The sequence below is a fragment of the Coralloluteibacterium stylophorae genome (genome assembly GCF_018122625.2).
Classification (GTDB): Bacteria; Pseudomonadota; Gammaproteobacteria; order Xanthomonadales; family Xanthomonadaceae; genus Coralloluteibacterium; species Coralloluteibacterium stylophorae.
Genome location: NZ_JAGQFT020000009.1, coordinates 1 through 25,290, shown reverse-complemented (window position 1 = coordinate 25,290; position 25,290 = coordinate 1). Strand labels below are relative to the sequence as shown.

At 73.7% G+C, this 25,290-nt stretch carries 17 protein-coding genes and 1 pseudogene; 12 read left to right on the top strand and 6 right to left on the bottom strand.

All coding sequences use genetic code 11. The features are described from left to right. Positions 1–36: 36 nt before the first annotated feature. Both KB893_RS13220 and KB893_RS13215 read right to left on the bottom strand, forming a co-directional pair. Positions 37–1,017 carry an alpha/beta hydrolase gene (locus KB893_RS13220; protein WP_211925071.1) on the bottom strand — a complete coding sequence of 327 codons (981 nt, stop codon included), beginning with the start codon at positions 1,015–1,017 and terminating at the stop codon, positions 37–39. A gap of 55 nt (positions 1,018–1,072) precedes the next feature. Then, entirely contained in the window at positions 1,073–2,428 is a 1,356-nt protein-coding gene (locus KB893_RS13215) for a dicarboxylate/amino acid:cation symporter (RefSeq protein WP_211925070.1), read from the bottom strand. Between the two features lie 195 nt (positions 2,429–2,623). Between KB893_RS13215 and KB893_RS13210 the strand changes: the two genes are divergently transcribed. From KB893_RS13210 to KB893_RS13170, 9 genes and pseudogenes are all read left to right on the top strand, one after another. After that, positions 2,624–5,260 carry a PAS-domain containing protein gene (locus KB893_RS13210; RefSeq protein ID WP_211925069.1) on the top strand — a complete coding sequence of 879 codons (2,637 nt, stop codon included), beginning with the start codon at positions 2,624–2,626 and terminating at the stop codon, positions 5,258–5,260. A 104-nt stretch (positions 5,261–5,364) separates the two neighbouring features. After that, complete coding sequence (gene dinG, locus KB893_RS13205; RefSeq protein WP_338026956.1) at positions 5,365–7,509, top strand: ATP-dependent DNA helicase DinG; 2,145 nt, start codon at positions 5,365–5,367, stop codon at positions 7,507–7,509. A 127-nt stretch (positions 7,510–7,636) separates the two neighbouring features. After that, on the top strand, positions 7,637–8,509 hold the full coding sequence (locus KB893_RS13200) for an NAD-dependent protein deacetylase (RefSeq protein ID WP_211925067.1): 873 nt from the start codon (positions 7,637–7,639) through the stop codon (positions 8,507–8,509). A 97-nt stretch (positions 8,510–8,606) separates the two neighbouring features. After that, positions 8,607–9,539 (top strand): NADP-dependent oxidoreductase, encoded by a 933-nt coding sequence (locus KB893_RS13195; RefSeq protein WP_211925066.1) that lies wholly within the window; start codon positions 8,607–8,609, stop codon positions 9,537–9,539. A gap of 823 nt (positions 9,540–10,362) precedes the next feature. Continuing rightward, positions 10,363–11,832, top strand: a complete 1,470-nt coding sequence (locus KB893_RS13190; RefSeq protein ID WP_211925065.1) for a DUF3375 domain-containing protein — start codon at positions 10,363–10,365, stop codon at positions 11,830–11,832. Then, positions 11,819–12,520, top strand: coding sequence for a DUF4194 domain-containing protein (locus KB893_RS13185; protein ID WP_211925064.1), 702 nt, complete (start codon positions 11,819–11,821; stop codon positions 12,518–12,520). The genes KB893_RS13190 and KB893_RS13185 overlap by 14 nt, the downstream gene beginning before the upstream one ends. Next, positions 12,517–15,917: pseudogene (locus KB893_RS13180) on the top strand (ATP-binding protein); the annotation flags it as partial. The gene KB893_RS13185 and the pseudogene KB893_RS13180, both read left to right, overlap by 4 nt. A gap of 146 nt (positions 15,918–16,063) precedes the next feature. Next, positions 16,064–16,783 (top strand): polysaccharide biosynthesis/export family protein, encoded by a 720-nt coding sequence (locus KB893_RS13175; RefSeq protein WP_211925062.1) that lies wholly within the window; start codon positions 16,064–16,066, stop codon positions 16,781–16,783. Positions 16,784–16,921: 138 nt separating this feature from the next. Continuing rightward, on the top strand, positions 16,922–17,362 hold the full coding sequence (locus tag KB893_RS13170) for an HhH-GDP family DNA glycosylase (protein ID WP_211925061.1): 441 nt from the start codon (positions 16,922–16,924) through the stop codon (positions 17,360–17,362). A gap of 24 nt (positions 17,363–17,386) precedes the next feature. Here KB893_RS13170 and KB893_RS13165 read toward each other — a convergent pair whose 3' ends face one another. The 3 genes from KB893_RS13165 to KB893_RS13155 all read right to left on the bottom strand — a co-directional run bounded on the left by KB893_RS13165 (position 17,387) and on the right by KB893_RS13155 (position 20,574). Then, complete coding sequence (locus KB893_RS13165; protein WP_211925060.1) at positions 17,387–18,559, bottom strand: vWA domain-containing protein; 1,173 nt, start codon at positions 18,557–18,559, stop codon at positions 17,387–17,389. 149 nt (positions 18,560–18,708) lie between these two features. After that, on the bottom strand, positions 18,709–19,551 hold the full coding sequence (locus KB893_RS13160) for an AAA family ATPase (protein ID WP_211925059.1): 843 nt from the start codon (positions 19,549–19,551) through the stop codon (positions 18,709–18,711). A 30-nt stretch (positions 19,552–19,581) separates the two neighbouring features. After that, positions 19,582–20,574, bottom strand: a complete 993-nt coding sequence (locus KB893_RS13155) for an NAD(P)/FAD-dependent oxidoreductase (protein ID WP_211925058.1) — start codon at positions 20,572–20,574, stop codon at positions 19,582–19,584. Between the two features lie 102 nt (positions 20,575–20,676). Here KB893_RS13155 and KB893_RS13150 point away from each other — a divergent pair, with 102 nt between their 5' ends. Both KB893_RS13150 and KB893_RS13145 read left to right on the top strand, forming a co-directional pair. Beyond that, a complete protein-coding gene (locus KB893_RS13150) occupies positions 20,677–21,927 on the top strand; it encodes a lytic murein transglycosylase (RefSeq protein ID WP_211925057.1) in 1,251 nt (416 codons plus the stop codon). 902 nt (positions 21,928–22,829) lie between these two features. Next, the gene (locus KB893_RS13145; protein ID WP_211927910.1) at positions 22,830–23,120 is read left to right on the top strand and encodes a hypothetical protein; all 291 of its coding nucleotides are present in this window, start codon (positions 22,830–22,832) and stop codon (positions 23,118–23,120) included. A 17-nt stretch (positions 23,121–23,137) separates the two neighbouring features. Here KB893_RS13145 and KB893_RS13140 read toward each other — a convergent pair whose 3' ends face one another. Beyond that, the gene (locus KB893_RS13140) at positions 23,138–23,626 is read right to left on the bottom strand and encodes a hypothetical protein (RefSeq protein ID WP_211927911.1); all 489 of its coding nucleotides are present in this window, start codon (positions 23,624–23,626) and stop codon (positions 23,138–23,140) included. A gap of 23 nt (positions 23,627–23,649) precedes the next feature. On the opposite strand from KB893_RS13140, the gene KB893_RS13135 reads away from it, so the two are divergent. Then, entirely contained in the window at positions 23,650–24,750 is a 1,101-nt protein-coding gene (locus KB893_RS13135; protein WP_213173791.1) for a PQQ-dependent sugar dehydrogenase, read from the top strand. Positions 24,751–25,290: the final 540 nt, after the last annotated feature.

Below are 25,290 nucleotides of genomic sequence, written 5' to 3'. Positions count from 1 at the left end.
GGTCCTGGATGCGGGAGACGAAGACGGAGGCGCCGCTCAGGCGTCCTCGTCGTCCTCGGGAAGGGCGTCGCGCGGGTCGGCGCGGGCGGGGTCGAAGACGCCGAGGCCGCGCGCCCAGTTCGCGAACAGGCGCGGCCAGTCGGCCGGCTCGCTGCCGGGCGTGCCCAGGCCCCAGCTGTGGCCGCCGTGGGCGAACACGTGCAGCGCCGCCGGCACGCCGTGCCCGCGCAGGGCGTCGAACATCGTCAGGCTGTGGCCGACGTCGGCGATGGGGTCGTCGGCGGCGTGGGCGAGGAAGGTCGGCGGGGTGGCGTCGTCGACGTGCAGCTCCACCGAATAGGCCTCGACCGCGTCGGCCTGGGTGTCGAGCTCCCGGCGCGTGCGGGTGCCGTCGAGCGGCGCGCGCAGTGACACCACCGGATAGATCATGCCGACCAAGGCCGGTCGCGCCGGCAGGCGGTCGGTCGCATCGAGCGGTGCGTAGAAGTCCTCGTCGGCGCGGGTGCCGAGGATGCCGGCGAGGTTGGCGCCGGCGGAGAAGCCGACTGCGCCGATGCGTTCGGGATCGATGCCCCATTCCCCGGCGTGCGCGCGCAGGATCCGCATCGCCCGCTGCGCATCGGCGAACGGCGCCGAGGCCGGCCAGCCGTCGGCGGGCAGGCGGTAGTACAGCACCGCCGAGGTCACCCCGATCGCCGCCAGCCACTGCGCGGTCGGCCGCGCGGCGCTTCCGATCTGGATGCGGAAGTAGCCGCCGCCGCCGAGTACCAGCATGGCGCTGCCGTTGGGCTGCGCGGCGCGATGGATCTCCAGCCGCGGATGCATCACGTTGCGCACCGCGCCGCGCGCGCTGCCGTCGCTGCCGACCTGTTCCGGCGCGTCGTTGGGCGCGTTGGCGAGGTGGCCTTCGGGCCAGAGGTCGACGACCAGCGGCGCGGGCGCCGCCTGCTGTGCCTGGGCGATGGGTGCCGCCGCGCAGACGAGCGCGCACGCCAACGCACGGAGTGCCTTGTTCATGGTCCCTCCCGGGGATCGTGTGGAACTGCGGACGCGGCGTGCCTGCGCCGCGGGACTACGCCGGCTGGCGTGTCGTCTCGTTCTCGACGGCGGCGATGTCGTCGCCGTCGCGGGTCTCCAGCGGCAGCGCCTCGCCGTGCATGGCGGCGTCGAGCCGCGCCGGGTCGAGCGCGTTCTCCCAGCGCGACACCACCACGCAGGCCACGGCATTGCCGATGAAGTTGGTCAGCGAGCGGCACTCGCTCATGAAGCGGTCGACGCCGAGGATCAGCGCCATGCCCGCGACCGGGACGTCGGGCACCACCGACAGCGTCGCGGCCAGGGTGATGAAGCCGGCGCCGGTCACCCCGGCCGCGCCCTTGGAGCTCAGCATCGCCACCAGCAGCAGGGTGATCTGCTGGCCCAGCGAGAGCTCGATGTTGGTCGCCTGCGCGATGAACAGCGCGGCCAGGGTCATGTAGATGTTGGTGCCGTCGAGGTTGAACGAGTAGCCGGTCGGCACCACCAGGCCCACCACCGATTTCCTGCAGCCGGCCTGTTCCATCTTCTCCATCAGCGCCGGCAGCGCCGATTCCGAGGAGGAGGTGCCCAGCACCAGCAGCAGCTCGGCCTTGAGGTAGCGGATCAGGCGCAGCACCGAGAAGCCGCACAGCCGCGCGACCAGGCCGAGGATCACCAGCACGAACAGCAGCGAGGTCAGGTAGAACGAGCCCACCAGCCAGGCCAGGTTGCTCAGCACCTCCAGGCCGTAGCGGCCGATGGTGAAGGCGATCGCGCCGAACGCGCCGATCGGCGCCGCCTTCATCAGGATGTGCACCAGCCGGAACACCGGCGCGGTCAGCGCCTCGAGGAAGGCGAGCACCGGCCGTCCGCGCTCGCCGACCATCGCCAGCGCGATGCCGAACAGCACCGCCACGAACAGCACCTGCAGGATGTTGTGGCCGACGAAGGCGCCGATCAGGGTCGAGGGGATGATGTCGAGCAGGAAGCCGGTCAGGGTCAGCTCGTGGGACTGGGTGACGTAGCCCTGCACCGCCGCGGAATCGAGGTCGGCCGGGTTCACGTTCATGCCCGCGCCCGGCTGCACCACGTGCGCGACCACCAGCCCGACGACGAGCGCCAGGGTGGAGAAGAACAGGAAGTAGGCCATCGCCTTGCCGAACACGCGGCCGACCGTGCCCAGGTGGGTCATGCCGGCGATGCCGGTGACGATGGTGAGGAAGATCACCGGGCCGATGATCATCTTCACCAGCTTGACGAAGGCGTCGCCCAGCGGCTTGAACTGCTCGGCCAGCGCCGGCGCGAAATGGCCGAGCGTCGCGCCCAGCACGATCGCCACCAGCACCTGGAAATAGAGCTGGCGGTAGAAGGGCAGGCGCCGGACGGGCGCGGCGGCGGGCTGGATCTGCATGCGGATCTCGTGCGGCGGACGGGGCGCGGCGGCGAAGAGGCCTGCGCCGGGGCGACGTTGTACTGCGCGCAGGCGCCGGCGACCGATAACACATTGGTAGTAGATGCCGCGGGTCGCGCCCGTGCGACGCCGCGCCTGTGTCAGCATGCGCCGCCGGCGCACCGGCGCCGGCCCCGTTCGCGCCTTCCGCTCCCCATGCCCGTTCCCCACCGCCTCCGTCGGACGCTGCGCGTCGCGCTGCTCGGTGCCGCCATCGTCGCCAGCACCTGGGCAGCGGGTGCGTACAACGCGCGCCGGGTCGAGCGCGAGCAGGCCGCGCAGCTGGCCGCGGCGCTGCGCCTGCACGCCGATGCCCTGCAGCGCCTGGTCGACCGCTACCGCGTGCTGCCGGCGGTGCTCGCGCTCGATCCGCAGTTGCGCGACGCGCTGCGGCGGCCGCTCTCGGGCGACGAGGTCGCCGCGCTGAACCGCCGGCTGGAACGCGCCAACGGCGCCACCCAGGCCTCGACCCTGACCCTGATCGGCGCCGACGGCATCGCCGTCGCCGCCAACAACTGGCGCGAGGCCTCGAGCAACGTCGGCCTGGACTACAACTTCCGGCCCTACTTCCAGCGCGCGATGCGCGCCGGCCGCGGCACCTTCTATGCGGTCGGCGTGTCGACCAACGTGCCGGGCTACTTCATCGCCGAGGCGGTACGCGACGACGCCGGCGCGCCGCTCGGCGTGATCGTGGTCAAGATCACCCTCGACGCGCTCGAGGCCGACTGGGCGCGCAGCGAGGACGCGGTGCTGGTGAGCGACATCCACGACGTGGTGTTCCTCGCCAACCGCGACGCCTGGCGCTACCGCACCCTGCACGCACTGCCGCGGGCCGACCTCGCCGACCTCGCCGCCACCCGCCAGTATGCCGACCGCGCGCTGCGCGGCGCCGGCATCCGCGAGCTGCAGCACTTCGACGACGGTGCCGTGCACCTGCGCGCCGAGGTCCCCGGGACGCCGCGCAGCATGCTCGCGCACACCCTGGCGCTGCCCGAGCACGGCTGGACCATGCACCTGCTGCGCGACGCCGCGCCGTTGCGCGCGGCCTGGCGCAACGGTGCCCTCGTCGCGCTGGCGACCTGGTTGCCCCTGGTCCTGCTCGGCCTGTTCCTGCAGCAGCGCGCGCGCCTGGCCCGGCACCGCCAGCGCAGCCGCGAGGAGCTCGAGCGCATGGTCGCCCACCACACCCAGGCGCTGCGCTCGGCGCAGGACAGCCTGGTGCAGGCGGCCAACCAGGCCGCGCTCGGGCGCAGCGCCAGCCTGGAGCACCTGCCGCAGGGCGTGAGCGTGGTCGACGCCGAGCTGCGCCTGGTCGCCTGGAACACCCGCTACCAGGAGATCTTCCGCTTCCCCGGCGAGCTGCTCGCGGTCGGGCGGCCGGTCGAGGACCTGTTCCGCTACAACGCCCAGCGCGGCTGGTTCGGCGCCGGCGACGTCGAGGCCTCGATCCAGCGCCGGCTCGACCACCTGCGCCGCGGCGGGCCCTACATCACCGAGCGCGAGCAGCCCAACGGCGCGGTGCTGGAGATCCGCGGCAACCCGCTGCCCGGCGGCGGCTTCGTCACCAGCTACGCCGACATCACCAGCTACCGCAAGGCCGCGCGCGACCTGCGCAGCCTCACCGCGACGCTGGAGCGACGCATCGCCGAACGCACCCGCGACCTCGCCGCGGCCAAGGCCGAGGCCGAGGGCGCCAACCGCTACAAGGCGCGCTTCGTCGCCGCCGCCGTGCACGACCTGCTGCAGCCGCTCAACGCCGCGCGCATGTACCTCGGCGCCATCCGCGAGCGTCTCCCCGGGGCCGACGCCGATCTCGTCGAGCGCGTGGCGCGCGCGCTGGAGGCGCAGGACGCGCTGCTGGGCGGCATGCTCGAGATCTCGCGGCTGGAGTCGGGCACCCTGCGCCCGCAGCCGCGCGACGTGGCCCTGCGCCCGCTGCTTCAGGACCTGCGCGCGCAGTTCGGCATCGTCGCCCAGGCGCGCGGCCTCGACCTGCGCCTGCATGCATCCGAGGTGCGCGTGCACAGCGATCCGGTGCTGCTGCGCCGGGTGCTGCAGAACTTCCTGTCCAACGCGCTGCACTACACCGTGCGCGGCGGCGTCCTGGTCGGCTGCCGCCGCGACGGGGACGGCGTGCGCATCGAGGTCTGGGACACCGGCATCGGCATCCCCGAGAGCAAGCGCGAGGCGGTGTTCCAGGAGTTCCGGCGCCTGGACGGCGCGGTCGAGCGCGACGGCCGTTCCGCCGGGCTCGGCCTGTCCATCGTCGAGCGCATCGCGCGCCTGCTCGGGCATCCGATCGGGCTGCGCTCGCGCCCGCGCCGCGGCAGCGTGTTCTGGATCCGGCTGCCGCGCGCGGCGGCGGCGACGTCGGGCGAACCCGCGGCCTCGGGCCCGGCCGCCGGCGATCCCATCCTGTCCGGGCGCAGCGTAGCGGTGCTCGATGCCGATCCCGCCCGCGCCGCCGCCGGCGCCGCGCTGCTGCGGGGCTGGGGCTGCATCGCCGGGGCGGTCGCCGACGGCGACGGCCTGCGCCCGCTCGCCGCCGCGCCGCCGCCCGCCCTGCTGCTGCTGGGCGCGGAATTCGTCGACGAGCCGCTGGCCCTGCTCGACAGCCTGCGCGCCGGCTGGGGCCGCCTGCCGCCGGTGATCGTGCTGGCCGCCGCCATCGACCCCGCCCTGCGCGCGCGCGTCGAGGCCGCCGGGCATCGCCTGCTGCCGGCCTCGCCGTCGCCGGCGGCCCTGCGCGCGCTGGTGACCCACCTCCTGGTCGCCCACCCGCGCACGGACTGACGCGCGGTGCCGGCATGGACGCGGCGGCGGGTCGTGGGACACTAGGCGGCCGCTCCGCCCGCGCCCGGCTTCGCGCCGGCGGCGCCCCTTCGTCCCGATCCGCCGTGTCCGACACCGCCACGCCCGCGCCCGCCGCGCCGCCGCGCGTCCTCAGTGACGCCCACAAGGAGACCATCCGCACGCTCTACGCGCGGCTGCGCGAGGCCCTGCCCGGCTACCGGGTGCGCGCGGCGCAGGGACAGATGATCGCGGCGGTGGCGCGCGCCCTCGGCCAGGACCACGGCGTGGCGGTGATCGAGGCGCCGACCGGCACCGGCAAGTCGATGGCCTACCTGCTCGCCGGGCTGCCGCTGGCGAAGGCGGCGAAGAAGAAGCTGATCGTCGCCACCGCCACCGTGGCCCTGCAGGAGCAGCTGGTCCAGCGCGACATCCCGCAGTTCCTCGCGCTCACCGGCAACACCGACGCCAAGGTGGTGCTGGCCAAGGGCCGGCAGCGCTACGCCTGCGTGCGCAACCTGCAGGAACTCGCCGCCGGCGCCGACGCGCCGCAGGGCGGGCTCGACCTCGGCGCGCACGGCGAGGTCGCCGCCTGGAGCCGGCCGCCGAAGCCGGGCGAGCCCGAGCGCGTGCGCGCGCTGTTCGACGCGCTCTCGCGCGGCAGCTGGGACGGCGACATCGACCGCCCGCCCGAGCCGCTCGAGGACGAGACCCGACCGCTGATCACCACCTCGGCCGGCGGCTGCGCCGGGCGGCGCTGCGCCTGGGTCAGCGCGTGCCCGTTCTTCCTCGCCCGCAACGCGCTGCGCGAGGCCGACGTGGTCGTCGCCAACCACGACCTGGTGCTCGCCGACCTGATGATCGCCGGCGACGACGAGGAGTCCGGCGGCGTGCTGCTGCCGGCGCCGCAGGATTCGTTCTACGTGTTCGACGAGGCCCACCACCTCGCCGCCAAGGCCATCGACCGCGGCGCCGCCGAGGTGCACCTTGCCGATGCGCGCCGGCGCCTGGCGCGGCTGCGCGCGCAGCTCTCGCCGGCCTACGCGCTCATCGACAAGGAGCGCATCGGCAGGCTCGCCCTCGACGAGATCGACCGCACGCTCGCCGAGCTCGACGTGGCCCTGGACGATCTCGACATCACCATCGACACCAGCTGGAACCCGTCGATGGACGAGGACCCGCCGACCTGGCGCGCGCCGCTGGGCGCGCTGCCGGAGGACTGGACGCGGGCGGCGCTGGCCCTGCGCGAGTCGACCGCAAGGGTGCTGCGCTGGGTGAGCGCCGCGAACAAGGCGCTGGCCGACAGCAGGAACGAGTCGTCCGGGCGCGAATCCATCTCCCGCGAACTCGGCATGGCGCGCGAGCGCGTCGAGCGCCAGCACGCGGCGTGGTGGCTGTGGTCGCTGGAGGACAACCCGGACTTCCCGCCGACCGCACGCTGGGTCACCCGCGGCCGCGACGGCGGCCTGGTCTGCCATGCCTCGGCGGTGTCGGCGGCGCCGGTGCTCAGGCGCGCGCTGTGGCCGCAGGCCGCCGGCGTGGTGCTGACCTCGGCGACGCTCTCGGCCGGCGGCGACTTCCGCGCGCTCGCCGCCCAGGTCGGCCTGCCCGACCATGCCGAGACGGTGAGCCTGCGTTCGCCCTTCGATCTCGAACGCCAGGCACGGCTGGAGATCCCGAAGCTCAAGGCCCTGCCCGACGACCGCGACGCACATGCGCGCGAGATCGCCGACTGGCTCGCCGGTGGGCTCGACTGGCGCGCCGGCAACCTGGTGCTGTTCACCTCGCGGCGGAAGATGGGCGCGGTGCTCGACCTGCTGCCGGCCTCGCGTCGCGGCCACGTGCGCGCGCAGGGCGAGGCCTCCAAGCAGGCCCTGCTCGACGCGCATGCCGCGGCGATCGCGGCCGGCGAGGGCAGCACCCTGTTCGGGCTGGCGAGCTTCGGCGAGGGCGTCGACCTGCCCGGGAAACTCTGCGAGACGGTGGTGGTGACCCAGCTGCCGTTCTCGGTGCCCACCGATCCGGTCGACGCGACCTACGCCGAATGGCTGGAGGAGAACGGACGCAACGCCTTCGTCGAGGTCAGCGTGCCCAACGCGATCCGCACCCTGGTGCAGTACTGCGGGCGCCTGATCCGCAACGAGGACGACACCGGCCGCATCGTCATCCTCGACCGCCGCATCGTGGTCAAGCGCTACGGCGCGCAGATGCTGCGCGCGCTGCCGCCGTTCTCGCGCGACATCGCGCGCTGACGACGCAGCGCGTGGACGCTTCCGTGTGGGAGAGGCTTCAGCCCCGACCGCCGCAGCGCGGCGTCTCGCCTCGTCGGGGCTGAAGCCCCTCCCACAGAAGGTGCACCACGTCCGGATCGCGCACGCCATGCCCCACGCCGCCCTCGAAGCCTTCGTCGCCCGCCACCGCCGCCTGTTCGTGCTGACCGGCGCCGGCTGCAGCACCGGGTCGGGCATTCCCGATTACCGCGACCCGGACGGCGTGTGGAAGCGCGGCAATCCCGTCACCTTCCAGGCGTTCATGGGCGATGCGGCGGTGCGGCGCCGCTACTGGGCGCGCAGCCTGGTCGGCTGGCCGCGCTTCGCCGCGGCGCGGCCCAACGCGGTGCACCATGCCCTCTCGCGGCTGGAGGCGGCGGGCCAGGTCGAGCTGCTGGTCACCCAGAACGTCGACCGCCTGCACCAGGCCGCGGGCAGCGTGCGCGTCACCGACCTGCACGGCCGTCTCGACGTGGTGCGTTGCATGGGCTGCGAGGCGCGGATGCCGCGCGTCGCCTTCCAGGACGAGCTCGCGCACCGCAACCCGCACTGGGTCCTGCTCGACGCGGGCCAGGCGCCGGACGGCGATGCGCTGTTGGAAGGCATGGACTTCGACGCCTTCGAGGTGCCCGCCTGCGCGCACTGCGGCGGCGTGCTCAAGCCGGACGTGGTGTTCTTCGGCGAGAGCGTGCCGAAGTCGCGCGTGGCGGACGCCTTCGCCCACCTCGGCCGCGCCGACGCGGTGCTGGTGGTGGGCAGCTCGCTGATGGTGTTCTCGGGCTTCCGCTTCGTGCGTGCGGCGGCGCAGGCCGGGCTGCCGGTGGCGGCGGTCAACCTCGGCCGCACCCGCGCCGACGAGCTGCTCGCGCTCAAGGTCGACGCGCCCGGCGCCGAGGCGCTCGGCTTCCTCGTCGGCGCGGCGCCGGCGGCGGCGCCCGTGCCCGCCGCGCAGGCACCGGCCAGCGGCCTCGGCGCCGCCTGAGCCCGGCTTCGCGGGCCGTCGACGCCGGCGCTGCACCGGCTTCATGGCGCGCGGCGTAGAACCCGGAGCTCCCCGCGCGTCACTCCGAGGAGCTTCCATGAGCACGACCAAGGCCATCCGCATCCATCGCTTCGGCGGACCCGAGGTGCTGCAGTTCGAGGACGTGACCCTGCCGGAGCTGGCCGCGGACGAACTCCTGGTGCGCGTGCACGCCGCCAGCGTCAACCCGGTCGACTACAAGATCCGCGGCGGCGGCTACCTGCCCGAGGACAGGCTGCCGGTCACCCTGGGTCGCGACCTGTCGGGCGTGGTCGAGGCGCGCGGCGATGGCCTGCACTCGCTGGCGCAGGGCGACGCGGTCTACGCCATGGTCGGCATGGACCGCGGCGCGTATGCGCAGCACGTGGTGGTCAAGACCAGCGAGTGCGCGCGCAAGCCCGCCTCGCTCGACCACGATGCCGCCGCGGCGGTGCCGCTGGCCGCGCTCACCGCCTGGCGGGGCCTGTTCGACCACGGCGGGCTGAAGAAGGGCGAGCGCGTGCTGATCCACGGCGGCTCCGGCGGCGTCGGCCACCTCGCCATCCAGTTCGCCACCGCCTGCGGCGCGCACGTGATCACCACCGTGTCGGCCGACGACATCGACTTCGTCCGCGACCTCGGCGCCCACGAGCCGATCGACTACCGGGCCCATCGGTTCGAGGACGAGGTGGGCGACGTCGACCTGGTGTTCGACCTGGTCGCCGGCGAGACGCAGGACCGCTCCTGGCAGGTGCTCCGGCGCGAGGGTGGCCGCCTCGTCTCCACGCTGTCCGAGCCGGACGCCGGGCAGGCGCGCCGGCACAACGCCCGCACCGCCCACTACATGGCGCACCCCGACGCCGACCAGCTCGCCGGGATCGCCCGCATGATCGACGACGGCCGCGTGCGCGTGGTGGTGGAGCGCACCTACGTCCTCGACGAGGCCGCCGACGCCCAGCGCCACCTGGAGAACGACCACGTGCGCGGCAAGCTGGTGCTGCGCGCGGCGTGAGGTCCCGGCGCCGGCGATCCGCCGTGGCCTCGATGCGACGGACCTGACGAAGCACGTTCCGCTCCTCCCCCCGCGGGAAGCGCCAGGGAGAGGGGGCGCGGCGCAGCCGCGTGCTTGTGCCTCCCGGGCGGGCAAGCGCGCTTCGCGCTCCCCCCATCCCGGCCTTTCCCCGCAAGGGGGAAAGGGGCAGAAGCGCACGGGCGTGTGCGGCGACATGGATGCCACGACGCATGCTCTGCTCCCTCCCCCCTCGCGGGGGCGGGCCGGGGAGAGGGGCGCGGCGCAGCCGCGTGCTTGTGCCTCCCGGGCGGGCAAGCGCGCTTCGCGCTCCCCCCATCCCGGCCTTCCCCCGCAAGGGGGGAAGGGGCAGAAGCGCAAGAGCGTGTGGCGCCGACATGGATGCCACGAAGCATGCTCCGCTCCCTCCCCCCTCGCGGGGGAGGGCCGGGGAGAGGGGGCGCGGCGCAGTCCCGTGCTTTCGCCTCCCGGGGCGGGCAAGCGCGCTTCGCGCTCCCCCCATCCCAGCCTTCCCCCGCAAGGGGGGAAGGGGCAGAAGCGCACGGGCGTGTGCGCCGACATGGATGCCACGACGCATGCTTTGCTCCCTCCCCCCTCGCGGGGGAGGGCTGGGGAGAGGGGGCGCGGCGCAGCCGCAGCGGTTGCTGTCCCGGCTTCGCGAGCAGCGTTCCCAGTCCGAACCTTCCGGTGAGGGGAAAGGCCCGACGCAAAATCCGGCCGCTGCCGGGCCGCGGCGTCACCCGTACACTGTGCGGCCGTTCGCCGGCGCCGCCCGGCGTCCTCCCGTCGCGAAGCCCCGTCCCGCTTGAAGTCCCACGCCCGCATCGCGACCTACCGCCGCCTGCGCGAACAGCCGCTGTGGCGCCTGCTCGCCGCCGACCACGCGCCGGAGATCCTCGGCCTGCTGCAGACCCTGCTGTTCGAGCACGAACGCCGGCTGCCGGCCTCGGTGCTGCACGAGCGCCTGCAGCACGAGCTCGACTCCCTGGCCGCCTCCAACCTGCCGCGCGAGCTCGCGCGCACCGCGCAGGCCTACACCGCCGACTGGCTGGCGCAGGGCCTGCTCGAGCGACGCCTGCCCGAGGGTGCGGCCGAGGAGGAGTACGAGCTTTCGACCCAGGCCGCGCAGGCACTGCGCTTCGTCGCCGGCCTGGACGCGCCGCGTGCGGCGGCGACCGAAAGCCGCCTGTCGCTGGTGATCGACGAGCTGGTGCAGCTCGCCGCGCAGACCGAGACCGACCCGGCGGCGCGGCTGGCCGCGCTGTACGCCGAGCGCGACCGCATCGAGGCGGCGATCGCGCAGGCGGACGAGGGCCGCTCGGCGGCGCTCGACGGCAAGCGCGCGATCGAGCGCGCGCGCCAGGTGATCGCCCTGGCCGAGGAGCTGACCGAGGACTTCCGCCGCGTGCGCGACGACTTCGAGCGCCTCAACCGCGAGTTCCGCGAACGCATCATCGACGACGAGGGCGAGCGCGGCGACGTGCTGGAGCGGCTGTTCGCCGGCGTCGACGTCATCGCCGAGAGCGACGCCGGACGCAGCTTCAACGCGTTCTGGACCCTGCTCAACGACCCCGAGCGCAGCGCCCGGCTCGATGCCGCCCTCGACGCGGTGCTCGCGCGCGGCTTCGCGCGGCGGCTGAGCCGCGAGGAGCGCGGCTTCCTGCGCGGCTTCACCCGGCTGATGCTGGAGCGCGGCGGCCACGTGCACGACGTGCTGCAGCAGTTCGCGCGCAGCCTGCGCGGCTTCGTGCAGCACCGCGGCTGGCTCGAGCAGCGCCGCCTCAACCAGCTGCTGCGCCAGGCCCAGGCCGAGGCCCTGCAGCTGCGCGACGCCATCGCGCCGACGCGGCAGACCGGGTACACGCTCGGGCTCACGACCAGCCGCCTGCGCTCGCTTGCGCAGTGGCGGCTGCACGATCCGCGCAGCGGCGAGGTCGACGGCAGCGTCGTCGCCGCCGCGGCCGCGTCGATCTCGCTCGACAGCGTCGGCGACCTCGTCGCCGCCTCCGAGATCGACTTCCGCACGCTCAGGGCCGACGTGCACGCGCTGCTGGGCGAGCGCCCGCGGCTGTCGATCGGCGAGGTGCTCGCCGCACGGCCGGCGACGCAGGGCCTGGGCAGCGTGATCGGCTTCCTCTCGCTCGGCGTGCGCCACGGCGAGGTCGCCGGCGAGGGCAGCGAGACGGTGGCCTGGTCCGGCGCCGACGGCACGCGGCGGCAGGCGCGCATTCCCCTGCTGTGGTTCACCCGGGAGAAACGACATGAACTGGTCTGAGCTCGAGGACCCGGCGCTGCATGCGCCCGCGGCGCAGGCGCCGGCCGCGGCCGGCGCGCACGCGCTGTTTCCCGGCGACCGCGGCGACCTCGCCCTCGACGCCCGCCGCGCCCTGTGCCAGCTGCTGGCGGGCCCCAGCATCGACGCGCAGCGCCATGCGCAGCTGTGGCCGGCCCTGCTGGGCCACGAGGACGCACTGCGTGCGCGTCTGTCGGAGCTGTTCCTGGAGCTGGTGATCGACCGCGACATGGGCGTGGCCTTCACCCGCCAGGCCGACACCGGCGAACTCGACACCCCGACCCTGCTGCGCACCGCGCCGCTGACCTTCCTCGACTCGGTGCTGCTGCTGCACCTGCGCCAGCAGCTCGCCGAGGCCGACGCGCAGGGCCTGCGCGCGGTGGTCGCCGAGGCCGGGCTGGTCGAGGCGATGGGCGTGTACGAGAAGAACCTCTCCACCGACCGCGCCGGCTTCGAGCGCCGCATCGGCGCGGCCATCGTCAAGATGAGGGAGAGCCACGTGCTCACCCGGCTGCGCGGCAGCGAGGACCGCTACGAGGTCTCGCCCGCGCTGAAGCTGCTGTTCCCCGCCGAGGACGTGCAGGCGCTGGCCGGCGTCTACCGTGCGCTGCGCGAGGCCGGCACCGCCGCCGCCGAATCCTCCGACTCCGACGCCGATCCCTCCGCATGAAGCGAACCCGCACGCCCGCTGCGCCGGTGGAGGCGCTGTTCCTCGACGACCTGCCCGACCCGCGCGCCGAGCAGTTCCGCATGCGCCGGCTGCAGGTGCACAACTGGGGCACCTTCGGCGGCCTGCACACGGTGCCGGTCGCCGAGCGCGGCTTCCTGTTCGTGGGCCGCTCCGGCTCCGGCAAGTCGACCCTGCTGGATGCGATGTCGGCGCTGCTGGTGCCGCCGGCGCTGGTCGACTTCAACGCCGCCGCGCGCGAGGCCGAGCGCAGCGGGCGCGACCGCAACCTCGTCTCCTACGTCCGCGGCGCCTGGGCCGACCGGACCGACGCCGAGTCCGGCGAGATCGCCACCCAGTACCTGCGCCGCGGCGCGACCTGGACCGCGCTGGTGCTCGAGTACGCCAACGCGCTCGGACGCACGGTCAGCCTGGTGCGGCTGTTCTGGATCGCCGGCGCCGGTACCGCGACCGCCGACGTGCGCCGCCACTACATGGTGGTCGAGCGCCGCTTCGACATCGCCGCGGAACTGGCCGGCTTCGACCTCGACCTGCGCCGGCTGAAGGCCCGGCTCGGCGAGGACGTGCACCACTTCGAGAACTTCGCCGGCTACGCCGAGCGCTTCCGCCGCATGCTCGGCATCGGCAGCGAGATGGCGCTGAAGCTGCTGCACAAGACGCAGTCGGCCAAGAACCTCGGCGACCTCAACCACTTCCTGCGCAGCTTCATGCTGGAGGAGCCGGAGTCCTTCGCCGCGGCCGGGCGCCTGGTCGCCGACTTCGCCGAGCTCGACGCCGCGCACCGCGCGGTGGTCACCGCGCGCGAGCAGGTCGAGGTGCTCGCGCCCGCGCGCGAGGCGCACCAGGCCCTGCTGGCGCTGCGGCGCGCGAGCGGCGAGCTGGTCGAGCTGCGCACCGGCATCGATGCGGTCCGCGAGCGGCGGCGGCTGGCCCTGCTCGACGCGCGCCTCGGCGAACTCGGCACCCGCGAGGCCGGCCTCGCCGGCGAGGAAGCGCAGCGCGCGGCCACGCTCGGCAACCACGAGGCGCTGCTGGCCGACCTCGAACGCCAGCACCTCGAACAGGGCGGCGGCCAGGTCGTGCGCCTGGAGCAGGAGCTGGCGCGGGTCGAGGGCGAGCGCGACGCGCGCCTGGCGCGGCGGCGCAGGGCCGAGGACGCCTGCGCCGAACTCGACTGGACGCTGCCCGGCAGCGCGCAGTCCTTCGCCGACACCGCCGCGCAGGCGCGCACGCTGCTGGAGACGGCGCGCGCACGCACCGAGACCCTCGACGAGCGCATCGCCGATCGCCGCATCGCCAGGCGCGACGACGAGCGCCGCTTCGCCGAGCTGCGCGCGGAGATCGCGGCGCTGGAGCAGTCGCCGTCCAACATCCCGTCGAGGCTGCAGGCCCTGCGCGCGCGCCTGTGCGAGGCGCTCGGCCTGCAGCCGCAGGCCCTGCCGTTCGCCGGCGAACTGATGCAGCTGCGCGAGGAGGACGCGAAGTGGCGCGGCGCCGCCGAGCGCGTGCTGCACGGCTTCGCGCTGGCGCTGCTGGTCGACGAGCGCCACCACGCCGCGGTCGCGCGCTGGGTCGACGAGACCCATCTCGGCATGCGCCTGGTCTACCACCGGGTCGGTCGCGACGACGCGCTGATGGCGCGCCGGGTCGGCGCCGACTCGCTGGTGCACAAGCTCGAGCTGGCCGCGCATCCGCATCGCGACTGGCTGGCCGCGGAACTCGCGCGGCGCTTCGACTACGCCTGCGTGGCCTCGGCGCGGGCGCTCGCGCAGGTCGACCGCGGCCTCACCCGCGAGGGCCAGGTCAGGCACGGCGGCAGCCGCTACGAGAAGGACGACCGCCACGCCATCGGCGACCGTAGCCGCTGGGTGCTGGGCTTCGACAATCGCGACAAGCGCGCGCTGTTCGAGAAGGAGGCGCGTGAGCTGGGGCGGCGCATCGCCGCCTGCGAGGAGGAGGTCGCGGCGATCGGCGCCGAGCGCCAGCGCGACCTGCTGCGCCTGCGCGCCGCGCAGACGCTCGCCGACCTGGCCTGGGACGACATCGACGTCGCCCCGCGCCTGCAGCGCATCGCCGACATCGGCGCCCAGCTGCAGGCGCTGAAGGACGGCGACGCGACCCTGCAGGCGCTGGGCGCGCGCATCGAGGCCGAGCGCACCGCGCGCGACCGGGCGCGCCAGGCGCTGGTCGAGGCCAAGGGCGAGCGTGCGGCGCTGGCCCGCGAGCGGGCCGACGCGGAGGCGCAGCACGCGAAGTGCGCGGCCGCGGCGACGGTGGCCCCGACGCCGCTGCAGGACGAAGGTCTCGCCGCGCGGCTGGGCGACCTCACCGCGCTGCCGCTGACGCTGGCCAACATCGAGGGCCGCTTCCGCGAGATCGACCGCACCCTGATGGCGGAGATCGGCGCGCGCGCGCAGGAGGACAACCGCCTGGCGCAGCGGATCCAGGCCGCGTTCGCCGAGTTCCGCCGGCGCTGGCCGGAGGACGCCGGCGACTTCACCGCCGACCTCGCCGCCGCCGACGACTACCTCGCGCGCCTGCGCCGGCTCGAGGTCGACGGCCTGCCGCGCCACGAGACGCGCTTCTTCGAGCTGCTGCAGACCCAGAGCCGGCAGAACCTGACCGTGCTGCAGCGCCATCTCGGCGAGGCGCGCAAGGCGATCGGCCAGCGCCTGGACGAGGTCAACGCCAGCCTGGAGCAGGTCGCCTTCAACCGCGGCACCGTGCTCAGCATCGAGCTGTCGGACCGGCGCCTGCCCGAGGTGCTGGAGTTCCAGCAGCAGCTGCGCGAGGTGCTGGCCCACCACCTGACCGAGGACCGCACGCTCGCCGAGGCGCAGTTCGCGGTGCTGCGCGCGCTGGTCGCGCGGCTCGGCGACGACGCGCCCGAGGCGCGGCGCTGGCGCGAGCAGGTGCTCGACGTGCGCCTGCACGTGGAGTTCCACGGCGTCGAGATCGACGCGCAGACGCATGCCCAGGTCGAGGTCTACCGCAGCGGTGCCGGCAAGTCCGGCGGCCAGCGGCAGAAGCTCGCGACCACCTGCCTGGCCGCGGCGCTGCGTTACCAGCTCGGCGGCGAGGACGGCGGGCTGCCGCGCTACGCCGCGGTGGTCCTCGACGAGGCCTTCGACAAGGCCGACAACGAGTTCACCGCGCTGGCGATGACCATCTTCGAGAACTTCGGCTTCCAGATGATCGTGGCCACGCCGCTGAAGTCGGTGATGACGCTCGAGCCCTTCATCGGCGGCGCCTGCTTCGTCGAGATCAGCGGCCGCCACGACTCCGGCACCCTGCTGATCGAGTACGACGACGACGGCCGCCGGCTGAAGCTGCCCGAGCGGGCGCGGCCGGAGGACGCCCTCGCCTGAGCGACGCCACGGCGGGCGACGCGCGCCACGTGAACGCGCGGCGACACCATCGGACGTAGCATCGGCGGGCCATCGTACGCAGGAGCCGCCGGCGATGCCGAAGGCATGGCCGGCGGGCGCCCTCGCCCCGACCCGTCTCCCTCCCCCGAGCACAGCCATGTACCGACGCATCCTCTTCGCCCTCCTCGCCCTGCTGGCGCTGGCCACCCTGGGTGGCTGCGCCTCGTCCGCGGGCGGGGGAGGGATGCGGCCGGTGGCGTCCGGCGGGGAGTCGAGCTTCCGCCCGCCCGACAGCATCGCCGACAGCGGTGCCTACACCGGCGTCTCCGACTACCGGATCGGGCCGCTGGACCTGATCAGGATCAGCGTGTTCCAGGTCCCCGACATGCAGCGCTCGGTGCGGGTCAATTCCAGCGGCATGGTGACCCTGCCGCTGATCGGAACGGTGCAGGCCGGCGGCCGCACGGTGCTGGAGCTGGAGGCCGAGATCGGCCGCAAGCTCGAGGAGGCCTACCTGCAGAACCCGCAGGTGACCGTCTTCGTCGAGGAGTTCACCAGCCAGCGGGTGACCGTGGAAGGCGCCGTCAACAAGCCCGGGATCTACCCGCTGACCGGGCAGACCACGCTGCTGCAGGCGATCGCCATGTCCGAGGGCCTGGACGAGCTCGCCGACCCCGGCGCCGTAGTGGTGTTCCGCACCATCGGCGGCGAGAAGAAGGCGGCGCTGTTCGACCTGGAGGGCATCCGCAGCGGCGCGGTCGCCGACCCGCTGATCTACGGCGACGACATCGTGGTGGTCGACCGCTCCGGCTCGCGCTCCTTCATCAAGGAAATCACCGACACCCTGCGCGGCTTCATCGGCTTCGAGCGCTACTGACGCGCGTGCCGCCGCCCGGACGCTGTCCGCGGCTGACCCGCGGCGCGTCCGTGAATTCACCTCCGGTTGGCGTCGGCGTGGCGCGCTGTCGACGGGCTGCGGCGCAGGCTGGCCGTCCTATCGTTCGGGAAGGTCGCCATGGCCGGCAAGATCTCCGCGGCGGACCTCGGCATCCATGTCCGCAAGGGGGACGAGGCCAGCCTGTTCCGCTGGTTCGTCGCCAGCTTCCTGTTCGGCAAGCGCATCGGGCAGAAGATCGCCGCCGAGACCTGGCACGTGCTGGTCGAGAAGCACGGCCGCGATACCCCGCAGAAGCTGTGCAACTGCAGCCACGCCGAGCTGGTGAGGATCCTCGGCGAGGGTGGCTACGTGCGCTACGACGAATCCACCGCCAACCGCCTGTCCGAACTGTGCCGGCTGCTCATCGACGAGTACGGCGGCAGCATCCACGGCCTCTACGAGGCCTCCGACGGGCGTGCGGATTTCGAGCGCCGCCTGCGCCGCTTCAAGGGCGTGGGTCCGGTGACGGTGCGCATCTTCATGCGCGAGGCCAAGCCGGTGCTGTTCCCGGCGAGCTGAGCGGCGCTGGCGCGCCGCGCGTCCCTATCTCGCCAGGAACCGCATCGCCCCGGCGAGGCCATCGGGCGTCAGCGGGTACATGTGATCGTCCACCAGCTGCCGCACCATGTCGGTCGACTTGGTGTAGTGCCAGTGCCCGCGCGGGACGGGGTTGATCCAGGCGACCTTGCGGAAGTGCCCGCGGATGCGCCCGAACCAGGTCGCGCCGGCCTCCTCGTTCCAGTATTCGCCGCTGCCGCCGGCGTGGCTGATCTCGTAGGGGCTCATCGCTGCGTCGCCGACGAAGATCACCTTGTGCTCCGGGTGGTAGCGGCGCAGCAGTTCGAAGGTGTCGATGCGGTTGGCGTCGACGCGGCGGTCGTCGCGCCACACGAAGCCGTAGACGAAGTTGTGGAAGTAGAAGTGCTCCAGGCGCTTGAATTCCGACCGCGCCGCGCCGAACAGCGCCTCGGCGGCGTGCACGTGGTCGTCCATCGAGCCGCCGATGTCCAGCAACAGCAGCACGCTGACCGCGTTGTGGCGCTCGGGGCGCATGCGGATGTCGAGCATGCCGCCCTCGCGCGCGGTGGCCTCGACGGTGCCGTCGAGGTCGAATTCCTCGGCCGCGCCCTCGCGCGCGAAGCGGCGCAGCCGGCGCAGGGCCATCTTGAGGTTGCGCGGCGAGAGTTCTGCATCGCCGTCGAGGCCGGCGAACTGGCGCTGGTCCCAGACCTTCACCGCGCTGCGGCCGCCCCCCTGCGGGCCGACGCGGATGCCCTCCGGATGCCAGCCGCCGGCGCCGAACGGGCTGCTGCCGCCGGTGCCGATCCATTTGCTGCCGCCGGCATGCCGTTCGTGCTGCTCGGCGAGGCGCTCGCGGAAGGCCTTCATCAGTTCGTCCAGCCCGCCGAGCGCCTGGACCTTCGCCTTCTCCTCGTCGCTGAGCTCGCGGCGCAGGGTCTGCCGCAGCCAGTCCTCCGGGATCGTCCCGATCTCGTCGGCATGCTCGGCCACGCGCTTCATGTAGCGGCCGAAGGCGCGGTCGAAGCGGTCGTAGTGCCGCTCGTCCTTGACCAGCACCGTCCGCGCCAGCGCATACAGCGCCTCCGGCTCGGCGAAGGCGACACCGGCGTCGAGCGCGGCGAGCAGGTCCAGCCACTCGCGCGGCGTGACCGGTACGCGTTCGGCGCGGAGGGCGTGGAAGAGGGAGAGGAACATGGGGGTTGGAGAGGCGGGAATGGGGAATGGGGAATGGGGAATGGAGAGGCGGCCAGGCAGCTGGCTTCAGTGCTTCCGTGTACGGGCGGAGTGCGGACACGGGCGCACGCGGGCCTGCAGGTCCCCGTTCCCCATTCCCGCTTCCCGCCTCACCTCTTGCCCCGATGCAGGAACGCCAGCCGCTCCAGCAGATGCTGGTCCTGCTCGTTCTTGATCAGCGCGCCGGCCAGCGGCGGCAGGGCGCGGGCGGGGTCCTTGTCGGCCAGGGCCTCGGCGGAGAGGCGGTCGGCCATCAGCAGGCGCAGCCAGTCGATCAGTTCGGAGGTGCTGGGCTTCTTCTTCAGGCCCGGCACCTCGCGCAGCTCGAAGAAGGCCTCCAGCGCGCGCCGCACCAGGGCCTGGTCGATGTCGGGGAAATGCACGTCGACGATCGCCTTCAGCGTGTCGGCGTCGGGGAAGGCGATGTAGTGGAAGAAGCAGCGGCGCAGGAAGGCGTCGGGCAGCTCCTTCTCGTTGTTGCTGGTGATGAGGATGATCGGCCGCTGCGCCGCGCGGACGGTCTGCCCGGTCTCGTAGACGTCGAAGGCCATGCGGTCGAGCTCGTGCAGCAGGTCGTTCGGGAACTCGAGGTCGGCCTTGTCGATCTCGTCGATCAGCAGCACCGCGCGGCGCTCGCTGACGAAGGCTTCCCACAGCTTGCCGGGGCGGATGTAGTTGGCGACGTCCTGCACCCGCGGATCGCCGAGCTGGGAGTCGCGCAGGCGGCTCACCGCGTCGTACTCGTACAGGCCCTGCTGCGCGCGCGTGGTCGACTTCACGTGCCAGGTGATCAGCGGCGCATCGAGCGCGGCGGCGACCTCCTCGGCGAGCAGGGTCTTGCCGGTGCCCGGCTCGCCCTTGATCAGCAGCGGGCGCTGCAGGGCGATGGCGGCGTCGACGGCGAGCCGCAGCTCGGGCGTGGCGACGTAGCGGGCGGTGCCTTCGAACGACATGCGGCGCTCCTGGGGGATCGACCGCGCATGCTACCGGAGCGCCGTCGCGCCGCCGTCCGCGCCCGGGGCACCGGGCAGCGCATTGCCCGGCAGGCGGTTGTGGATGGCGGTCGCGGCGATCGCCGCGTGGCCGACGGCGACGCTGATCTGGTTCAGCGCGCTGACCACGTCGCCCGCGGCGTAGAGGTTCGGCAGCGAGGTCTGCAGGTGCGCATCGACCACCAGTTCGCCGGCGGCGTCGACCTCGGCGCCGAGCGCCTGCGCGAGCCCGGCCTTCGCATCCGCGCCGAGGACCGGATACAGCGCGTCGAACTCGTGCGCACCGGCCTCGCCGTCGACGCGGCAGGCGACGACCGCGCCGGCGGCGTCGCGCACCAGGGTCAGCGCCTCCGGCGGCGGCAGCACGCGCACGCCCAGCGCCGCGGCGCGGGCGATGGCCTCGGCGGTCAGGCGGCCGGCCTCGGACAGCACCACCGTCACCTGGCGCGAGAAGGTGCGCAGGAAGCAGGCATGGCCGATCACCGTCGCCGGCGGCCCGTACACGCCGATGCGGTGGTCGCGCGCCTCGTAGGCGTCGCACACCGCGCAGATGCGGATCGCGCCGGCGGCGATGCCCTCGTCCAGGCCCTCGATGTCGGGCATGCGGTCGACCACGCCGGTGGCGACCAGCACGCTGCGCGCGCGCCAGCGCCGTTCGCCGCTGCAGGCGAGGAAGCCGTCGCCGTCGCGTGCGAGCGCATCGATGCGCGCCTCGACGGGCGCCACGCCGTACTCCGCGGCCTGGCGGGCGAGCTTGGCGAGCAGGTCGGTGCCGGAGACGCCGAACGGGAACCCGGGGCAGTTGTGGCTGACCGGGATCCAGTGCGCGCGACTCTCGCCGGCGCTGACCAGGGCGATGCGGCGTCGGAAGCGGGCGAGGTAGGTCGCGGCGGTGAGCCCGGCCGGGCCGGCGCCGATGATCAGGCAGTCGAGGAGGTCGTCGTCGGACACGGCAGGGTCGCCACGCAGGAAGCGGAGCGCCATGCTGCGGGCCGCCGCGCCTGCGCCGGGTCAAGGCCGCGCTCAGTCGCAGCTCACGCGGCCTGCGCGAAGGTGCGCGGCTCCGCTCCCCGACCCGCCGACGCCATGCCGCTGCCCCGCACGCCGTTCCTGATCCCGTTCCTTGTCGCCGGCACCGCCGCCGCGCAGGCGCCCGATCCCGCGCCGACGCCGGACCCCGCCTTCCAACAGTGCCTGTCGACCCTGCGCGGCGAAGCGGCGGCCAAGGGCATCGGCCGCGCCGGGTTCGACCGCTTCATGGCCGGCGTCACCCCCGACCGCAGCGTGCTCGAGCTCCTCGACGCGCAGCCGGAGTTCACCACGCCGATCTGGGACTACCTCGCCGGCCTGGTCGACGAGGAGCGCGTCGCCGACGGCCGCGCCATGCTCGCCGAGCACCGCGAGGTGCTCGACCGCGTCGCCGCGCGCTACGGCGTCGATCCCGCGACCGTGGTCGCGGTGTGGGGCGTGGAGAGCAACTACGGGCGCGTGTTCGGCAGCCGTCCGCTGCTGCAGTCGCTGTCGACGCTGGCCTGCGAGGGCCGGCGGCAGTCGTTCTTCCGCGGCGAGCTGTTCGCCACCCTCGGCCTGCTGCAGGCCGGCGACCTGCGCGATCCGGGCATCACCGGCTCCTGGGCCGGCGCGTTCGGCCACACCCAGTTCATGCCCTCGACCTACACCCGGATCGCGGTCGACTTCGACGGCGACGGCCGCCGCGACCTGGTCGGCAGCGTCGCCGACGCGCTCGCCTCGACCGCGAACTACCTCGAGACCTCGGGCTGGCGCAGCGGCGAACCGTGGGGCTTCGAGGTGCGCCTGCCGGACGGCTTCTCGACCACCGGCTACGGCCGCAAGCCGAAGTCGTCGCTGGCGACCTGGGCGCAGCGCGGGCTGACCCGCGTCGACGGTTCGGCGCTGGCGCAGGGCGCGCTCGGCGCCGACGCGCAGGCCGGCCTGGTCGCCCCGGCCGGTCCCGACGGCCCGGCCTTCCTCGTGTTCCGCAACTACGACGCGATCTACTCCTACAACGCCGCCGAGAGCTACGCACTCGCGATCGCCCTGCTGTCCGACCGCCTGCGCGGCGCGCCCGGCATCGCCACCCCCTGGCCCACCGACGACCCCGGCATCTCCCGCGCCGAACGCCGCGAACTGCAACACCTCCTCCTCGCCCGCGGCCACGACATCGGTGAGGTCGACGGCATGATCGGCACGAAGACCCGCCGCGCCATCGCCGAGGAACAGAAGCGCCTCGGCTTCGAGGAAAACGGCCGCGCCGGGCGGAAGATCCTGGAGGGGTTGAGGCGTGGTGGCGGAGCGGGAACGGGGGATGGGGAGTAGGGCCCGGCGCTGGCTCGGGGCGCGGGGCGCGGGGCGTCGGAACAGGGAACGGGGAACAGGGAACAGGGAGCGGGGAACGTGGAACAGGGAGCGGGAACAGGGAGCGGGGAATAGGGAATAGGGAACCGGGGGGCGGCAAGCGCCGGATAGGGAGCGGCGCACGGCCGCCACGCAGCCCACCCCTGTAGGAGCGGCTTCAGCCGCGACCGGCGAACCACCGCCCGGCAGCGCCCGGTGAGGACGAGGATCTGCGGGACGGTCGGCGAACTGTGGGAGGGGCTTCAGCCCCGACCCAACGTCCGGTCGGGGCTGAAGCCCCTCCCACACAAGAGCATCGCGGCTGAAGCCGCTCCTACGACGCCGCACGCGACCGCAACGTAGGCCACCGCCCCCACGACACCGCGCACGACCGCACGCGGGCCACCGCCCCTGTAGGAGCGGCTTCAGCCGCGACCGGCGAGCAACTGCCCGCCAGCGCCCGGTGAGGACAGGATCTGCGCGACGGTCGGCGACCTGTGGGAGGGGCTTCAGCCCCGACCCAACGCCCGGTCGGGGCTGAAGCCCCTCCCACACAAGAGCATCGCGGCTGAAGCCGCTCCTACGGCACCGCGCACGACCGCAACCCAGGCCACCGCCGCCCGGCGCATCCACACCCCACTGATGCACCACCCCGCAGTCTCCCAACCTCATCCGCTCCCCGCTCCCCGCTCCCCGTTCCCCGTTCCCCGTTCCCCGTTCCCCGTTCCCCGTTCCCCGTTCCCCGTTCCCCTTTCCCCGAGTCCCGAGTCCCGAGTCCCGAGTCCCGAGTCCCAAGCCCAAGCCCAAGCCCAAGCCCAAGCCCAAGCCCAAGCCCCTATTCCCGATTCCCCATTCCCGCTTCCCGCCTTACCACCACCACCACCATGTCCCCCGACCCCATCGGCTGGCTCGCCACCGCCATCCTCCTCGCCACGCTCGGCCGCCAGGTCTGGGTGCAGTACCGCGACCGCACCGGGGCGGGGCTGTCGTCGTGGCTGTTCGTGGGGCAGGTCGCGGCGAGCTGCGGCTTCATCGTCTACAGCTGGCTGCTGGACAACTGGGTCTTCCTCTTCAGCAACATCGCCATCCTGTGCGTCGCCATCACCGGGCAGCTGGTCTACCGGCGCAACGTGCGCGCGGGGCGCGGGCGCGTGCCGGCCGCGGAGCATCCATAGAAACCGCGCACACGGCCTCAGCGCGGGCGGCGCAGGCGCGCGAAGACGAGGCCGCCGATCCCGGCGCTCGCGGCCAGGAGCAGCAGGCCGGGCCAGTGCCGGGTCGCGGCGATGAGGGTCGGCATCGGCGCGAGGGCGTCGACCAGCTTCACCGCGACCACCGCGCCCGTCGCCGCGGCGATGGCCAGCAGCGGCATGCGGGCCCGCGGCACGTCGCGCGACAGGCGCAGCGCCGGCGGGAAGGCGACGGCGAACGCCACCAGCAGCATCGGCGCCCATGCGCGCGGGAACGCGACCAGGTCCCAGGCCGTCGTCGCCAACCGCACGCGCCACGGCACCGCCACGCCGAGCCGTTCGATGTCCTGCAGGTTGACCTGGGTCTGCACGACGCTGCCGAGCAGGGCGGCGGCGGCGGTGGCGAGCAGCCATGCACCCAGCGTGCGCCGCCGCGGCACCACCGCGCGCAGGCGCTGGCGCGATGCCCCGTTCCGCGGCAGGCTCGGCATGGCGGACGTTCCGGATGACGACGATGTCGCTGCGGATCCTCGTGCTGGCGCTGTGCATGGCGTGTCTGGCGGCGCCGGCCGCGGCGCAGCCGAGCGCCGAGTACCGCCTGCGCACCGTGCTGCGCGGACTCGCGCATCCCTGGGCGCTGGTCTTCCTGCCGGACGGCCGCGCCCTGCTCACCGAGCGTAGCGGCCGGCTGCGCCTGGTCGTGCACGGCAGGCTGCTTGCGGAGCCGGTCGCCGGCCTGCCGCGGGACATCTACGTCGAGGGCGAGGCCGGCCTGCTCGACGTGGCGATCGATCCCGGCTTCGCCCGCAACGGCGTCGTCTATCTCACGCTCACCCGCGGCGACCGCGATGCGAACGCGACCTGCGTGCTGCGCGGCCGCCTGGTCGGCACCCGCCTGGAGGACGTGCGCACCCTGTTCGAGTCGCGGCCGCGCAAGCGCGGGGCCGTGCACAACGGCGGGCGCATGGTCGTGCTCGCCGACGGCAGCCTGGTGGTCGCCACCGGCGAAGGCTCGGACCGGCGCGAGGCGGCGCAGGATCCGCGCTCGCACCTGGGCAAGCTGCTGCGGATCGCTGGCGACGGCACGGTCCCGCCCGGCAATCCCTTCGTTGCCCGCGCCGATGCCGCGCCCGAGGTGTACACGCTCGGGCATCGCAACGTGCAGGGGCTGGCGCTGGTCGAGGGCGTGCTCTACGCCAGCGAGCACGGCCCGCGCGGCGGTGACGAGCTCAACCGCATCGAGCCGGGCGCCAACTACGGCTGGCCGCTCGCCACCCGCGGGCTCGACTACGCCTGGGTGCGCGTCTCCCCGTTCACCTCGCTGCCGGGCCTGGTCGATCCGCGCTACGTGTGGACGCCGGCGATCGCACCGGCCGGCCTGCTGCACTACGACGGCGAGATGTTCCCGGAATGGCGCGGTGACCTGTTCGTGCCCGCCCTGGTCGGCCGCAGCGTGCGCCGCATCCGCCTCGACGTGCACGGCGAGGTGCTCGAGGAGGAGGTCCTCTTCGCCGAGCTCGACGCCCGCATCCGCACCATCGCTCAGGCCCCCGACGGCGCCCTATGGCTGGTGACCGACGGCGCGGCGGGACGGGTGGTGAGGGTGGGGCGGTGAGGGGGCGGGAAGGGAGCAGCGAGCAGCGAGCAGGGAACGGGGAACGGGGAACGGGGAACGGGGAACGGGGAACGGGGAACGGCGAGCGCCGGATAAGGAGAGGCGCGCGAAGGCACAGCTCACCACCCTGTAGGAGCGGCTTCAGCCGCGATCCGCGAGGCACACAGCCCGGAGCGGCGGATGAGGAATGACGCAACGATCGACGAGCTGTGGGAGGGGCTTCAGCCCCGACTGCCGCCGCGTCGGGGCTGAAGCCCCTCCCACACGAACGCGGTCGTCGATCCGCCTCGAGACACGCAGCGGCCAGCCCCCTGTAGGAGCGGCTTCAGCCGCGACCCGCAATGCGGCAGCTTCGAATCGCACGCGGGCGAGACGAAAGGCGACGTGGAAGCGTCGCGTGCCGATCCGCATCGGCGCAGCGGACCGGCCTCCGTACCGCACGTTCTGCTCCGGACTGTGGGAGGGGCTTCAGCCCCGACTGCCACGCCGGATCGGGGCTCAGACCCCTTCCACACAGGGAAAGCGGTCGCGGCTGAAGCC